Genomic DNA, 4,147 nt, shown 5'->3' on the forward strand with positions numbered 1-4,147 from the left:
TCGGGGCCCTCTCTCCCAATTCTGGGAGAAGGTTAGGATTACAAAATAAAAAAAAACTCTCTGGCCCCCCTTCTCCCAAAGTTGGGAGAAGGGGCTGGGGGATGAGGGCTATTGGAATGCTGCGACAAGGGATTATCAACAAATATCGGGCTTATCTGCCGGTGACGGAGTCGACACCGGTGATTTCGCTGGCGGAAGGCGATACGCCGCTGATTGAAGCGCCGCGACTGGCGGCGGCGATCGCGCCGAATATCCGTCTTTATCTGAAGTACGAGGGCATGAACCCAACGGGTTCGTTCAAAGACCGGGGAATGACGCTCGCCGTGAGCAAGGCGGTGGAGGACGGCGCCACCGCGATCATGTGCGCGTCCACCGGCAACACCAGCGCGGCGGCCGCCGCGTACGCTGCGCGAGCGGGTGTAGAGTGCGTGGTGCTGCTGCCGAATACAGATGTGGCGCTCGGCAAACTCTCTCAGGCGCTGATTCATGGCGCCAGGGTGCTTGCGATCGAGGGAACGTTCGACGACGCTTTGCGGCTGGTGCGCGAGATCACGGCGATCCATCCGCTGGCGCTGGTCAACTCGGTCAACCCGTTTCGTTTGGAAGGCCAGAAGACTGGCGCGTTTGAGATCTGTGACGATCTGGGAGACGCGCCGGATTTTCACGCCATTCCCGTGGGGAACGCTGGAAATATCACCGCGTACTGGCGAGGCTATCAAGAGTACCAAAAGTTGGGTAAAGTAACAAGACTGCCCAAGATGCTTGGTTTCCAGGCGGCCGGGGCGGCGCCTCTCGTTGATGGCGCTCCTGTGGCGAAGCCGCACACAGTCGCCACCGCGATCCGCATCGGCAATCCCGCCTCCGCGGCGGGAGCTCTCGCCGCGCGGGACGAGTCTCATGGATTGATCGACAAGGTGACCGACGAAGAGATCCTGGAAGCGTATACGATGGTGGCGGCGCTGGAAGGCGTCTTCGCCGAACCCGCAAGTGTCGCGCCCATCGCCGGATTGCGCAAGCTTGCCGCCCAGGGGTACTTCGGAACTGAACCCCTCACCATTGCCGTAACCCTCACCGGCCATGGACTAAAAGACCCCGATCGAGCCATCAAGAGCGCTCCGCATCCGATTACCGTCCCCGCCTCGCTTGACGCCGTCGTCCAAGCCTTAGGATTGTGAGGCTAGATTGACCACCAATGAGTATCGCCAGAAACTGCTCGCAAGCGGAGCAAGCCCCCAATGATGAGGGCAATGACATGCGCGCTTTAAGAAAACGGGAATGGTTCGTGCTGAGCATCCTGCTCGCTATCGTTCTCGCTGCCTACTTCAACCTCCAGCGCGTTGTCGTCAGCGGCGTCTCGATGCAGCCGACATTCCATACCGGCCAGACCGTGTTTGTCTGGAAGCATGCGCCGATTGACAAGCTGAAAATCGGCGACGTGATCGTGTTCAACACGGAAGACGGCACGGAAGTCATTAAGCGGATCGCTTATATCCAAGGCAAGGACGGTCTGCCGAAGCCTCCCAAGGAAGTCTGGACGCCCCAAGGCGTGAAGTCGTACGACGAAATGTTCGTCGATTATAATGCGCAGGTCGATGGCGGACACGTCAAAACACCAGAGCCCGGCAAGGTGCATATCTTCGTCCTCGGCGACAACTTCGAGCATTCCGAAGACAGCCGCGATTATGGCCCCGTCGATCCCAGCCAATTGCTTGGCAAAGTCGTCTTCTAAAGGCGCAATCTGCATAAAGAAGGCTGGCGGTTAAAACCGCGCCTATAAGTACGGTCGTCCACCTGCGTGGACTTCTGAACCCGCGAAGGCGGGTGACCGTACTTTTAGCCGCGAATTCATTCGCCAGGCTTGTGCGCAATTCACACAAAGGTAGTTACGAAACTCATGGCGGAACCAGTAATTAGCACGGATATTCCAGGACTGCAAAAATTCGTGACCGGAAAGGTCCGCGATGTCTATGACCTGGGCGACGCCCTCCTGCTCGTCGCCACGGACCGGATCTCGGCCTTCGATGTCGTCCTCCCGACCGGTATCCCCGACAAAGGCCGTGTTCTGACCCAGATGTCCGTGTTCTGGTTCGAAATGACCAAGGACTTCCTGCCGAACCATTTGATCGCCACGGACATGGACACGATCGGCCAGCGACTGCGCGACGCCGGCGCGACGGAAATTACGAGTGAACTGGTCACACAGCTCGAAGGACGCTCGCTTTTGGTGAAGAAGTGCAAGGCGTTTCCGGTGGAGTGTGTCGTGCGCGGTTATCTCGCCGGCTCTGCCTACAACGATTACAAGACGATGTTTGGGCATGGAGGGACGGTCAATCTTTACGATATTCCCGTCCCGGTCGGTCTGCGTGAGTCCGACAAATTCCCACAGCCGCTGTTCACTCCCGCCAGCAAATCGCATAGCGGGCATGACGAGAATATCACCCAGGCCCGCGCCGCAGAGATCGTCGGGCAGGCGGCGTTCGAAGAGTTAAAATCCAAAAGTATCGCGCTTTACACAAAGGCGAGCGAGTACGCCGCCGAGCGTGGGATCATTATCGCAGACACCAAATTCGAGTTTGGTGAGATCGATGGACAGATCATCTTGATCGACGAAGCCCTGACACCGGACTCCTCGCGGTTCTGGGAAGCGTCCGATTACAAGCCCGGACGCCCGCAGCAATCGTTCGACAAGCAGTTCGTGCGGGATTATCTGCTGACCCTGGATTGGGATAAGACATATCCGGGGCCGCAGCTTCCTGCGGAGATCGTGGAAAAGACGGCGGAGAAGTACCGGGACGCCTATCGACGCCTGACGGGCCGCGAACTGCGCACGGAAGCATAAAATGAAATACATACAGCTCGTCGCGGACGGCATGGCCGATTTGCCGCTGCCAGAGCTGGACGGCAAGACGCCGATGCAGGCCGCCGTCACTCCTAACTTCGATGCGCTGGCCGACCGCTCCCTGGTCGGCTCCGTGCAGACGATTCCCGCCGGCATGCGCGCCTCCGGCGACCTCGCCTGGATGAACCTCCTCGGTTACGATCCCAATCAATACTACACGGGCCTCGGCCCGCTCGAAGCCTCCGCGCTTCGCGTTCCCATGGATCGCAACGATGTCGCCTTCCGCTGCTCCCTTGTGTCCAGTGACGGGACTATGCTGCTGGATGACACGGGCGGGCACATCACGACCAAAGAAGGGCAGACGCTGATTGAGCTGATCGACAAGAAGCTCGGCGGCGGCCGCGTAAAGTTTTTTCCGGGCGATGGACACCGGCACGTCATGGGATGGCGCGACGGCAAGGTCAATATGATGACCACGCCGCCCCGCGACTTCGTCGGACAGGCGCTGGAGGGCCGTTGGCCCACGGGCGATGGGGAATCGTACCTACAGCAATTGATGCTGGATTCGCTGGAAATTCTCGACGATCACCCCATCAATCAGCGCCGCCGAGAAGAAGGGAAGGAGCCGGGCAATATGATCTGGCTCTGGGGACAGGGGCGCCCTCTCTCCATTCCGCTTTTTTTGCAGATGCACGGCAAGACCGGCGCCGTCGTTACCGCTCTCAACGCCATGCGCGGCCTCGCCCGCGCCGCCGGGATGCGCGCAATCGACCTGCCGAGCGCCACAGGCCAGCTGGACACGGATTATCTCGGCAAGGCAAACTCCGCGCTGTCCGCGCTCGATACGATAGACTTCGTCTTCCTGCATATCCACTCCCCGGACGAAGCCAGTCGTGAGGGCAATCTCGATCATAAGTTGCGCACAATTGAAGACATCGACAAAAAGGTCGTCAGCACGCTGCGTCGAGGCATGGAAAAGCGCGGCGACTACCGTTTGCTGATCGTTCCCAGCCACGCCACTCCCATTGCGCTCAAGACGCAAAAAGAAGGCCCCGTCCCGTTCCTGCTCTACGATTCCACTCGGCCGCACACCCAGTCGCACTACCCGTTCGACGAACGGGCAGTCGAAGAGGCGAAAACGCAGGTGGAGGACGGCACGCAGCTGATCGAGATGCTGTTTGGCGAGAAGTAGGGTAGTCCCTATTCCCTCGGCGCTTTAGCGCGCTTTCCCCTTTTTCTCTGCTTTGGTTCTCCCGTCCCACTGGATTAGGTTGGCCCCTCCGCCCCAATTCTGGGGGACCGGAAAAT

General features: G+C 59.3%; 4 protein-coding genes. All 4 read left to right on the forward strand.

Annotated features, from left to right (window positions below; genetic code table 11):
• The first annotated feature begins 116 nt into the window (after window positions 1–116).
• Window positions 117–1,175: a threonine synthase gene (thrC, locus tag ABIZ35_RS17210; protein ID WP_348221141.1), complete on the forward strand. Its 1,059-nt coding sequence runs from the start codon at window positions 117–119 to the stop codon at window positions 1,173–1,175.
• Between the two features lie 17 nt (window positions 1,176–1,192).
• Window positions 1,193–1,729, forward strand: coding sequence for a signal peptidase I (gene lepB / locus ABIZ35_RS17215; protein WP_348221142.1), 537 nt, complete (start codon window positions 1,193–1,195; stop codon window positions 1,727–1,729).
• 165 nt (window positions 1,730–1,894) lie between these two features.
• A complete protein-coding gene (locus tag ABIZ35_RS17220) occupies window positions 1,895–2,839 on the forward strand; it encodes a phosphoribosylaminoimidazolesuccinocarboxamide synthase (RefSeq protein WP_348221143.1) in 945 nt (314 codons plus the stop codon).
• 1 nt (window position 2,840) lies between these two features.
• On the forward strand, window positions 2,841–4,031 hold the full coding sequence (locus ABIZ35_RS17225) for a cofactor-independent phosphoglycerate mutase (RefSeq protein WP_348221144.1): 1,191 nt from the start codon (window positions 2,841–2,843) through the stop codon (window positions 4,029–4,031).
• Window positions 4,032–4,147 lie beyond the last annotated feature (116 nt).

It is taken from the genome of Capsulimonas sp. (assembly GCF_039929585.1).
Taxonomy (GTDB): Bacteria; Armatimonadota; Armatimonadia; order Armatimonadales; family Capsulimonadaceae; genus Capsulimonas.

Excerpts from the sequence above, each read along its gene's own strand:
- lepB (WP_348221142.1), top strand. The coding sequence starts at position 1,193 with ATGAGTATCGCCAGAAACTGCTCGCAAGCGGAGCAAGCCCCCAATGAT.
- thrC (WP_348221141.1), top strand. The coding sequence starts at position 117 with ATGCTGCGACAAGGGATTATCAACAAATATCGGGCTTATCTGCCGGTG.
- ABIZ35_RS17220 (WP_348221143.1), top strand. The coding sequence starts at position 1,895 with ATGGCGGAACCAGTAATTAGCACGGATATTCCAGGACTGCAAAAATTC.
- ABIZ35_RS17225 (WP_348221144.1), top strand. The coding sequence starts at position 2,841 with ATGAAATACATACAGCTCGTCGCGGACGGCATGGCCGATTTGCCGCTG.